We start from the raw sequence: 548 nt of genomic DNA, 5'->3' as shown, positions 1-548 counted from the left end.
TTCGGCTTCGCCGAACGTAAAACCCGGTCGTTCCCCGTATTACGCGCGGGTAAGGCGCTTACAGGCTGATTTTTCCCGTGAGCCCGAAGCCGAACAGCGGGGATTTCGGGCGGATATGCAGCATAAAATCGAAATAAATATCGAACGCGGCGTAGGTGAACGCCCCGGTGTTGATTCCCAGCGAGGGAACGGCGGAAAGAGTGAGCGTCTCCTCGTTGGGCGCCGCGCCAAGCGAGCCGAAGCAGCCGGCCGGTTTGAATATGTCCCACGAATCATTTTCCCGCTTGTACAGCCGCTCATACGCGAGCAGCACCGAAACGCGCCGCACGAAAAGCGTTACATAAGGAATGCCCTTCTGTATCTCGGTTGAAAACAGCGTGGCTCTCGCGTACCCCCGCAGGAATTCGTCGTGCGCGGGGAACAGCGTCGCGCGTGTGAGCAGGTACGGAGCGTAAACCGTTACGTGCGCGCCGACATTCTGATATGTTTTGGGCGCAAAACCGGAATAGAACAGGTCAAGAAAAGGCGCAAACGAAAGCCCTTTCACC

General features: G+C 57.3%; 1 protein-coding gene. It reads right to left on the bottom strand.

Features of this window, described 5'->3' with window-relative positions; genetic code table 11:
- Nucleotides 1-58 precede the first annotated feature (58 nt).
- A partial coding sequence (locus AWU74_RS12060; protein ID WP_187150946.1) for a hypothetical protein occupies nt 59-548 on the bottom strand: 490 nt, incomplete at its 5' end.

It is taken from the genome of Treponema endosymbiont of Eucomonympha sp. (assembly GCF_001028545.1).
Note: the sequence above shows the minus strand (reverse complement) of the source record. Positions and strands in the feature narration are given on the sequence as shown.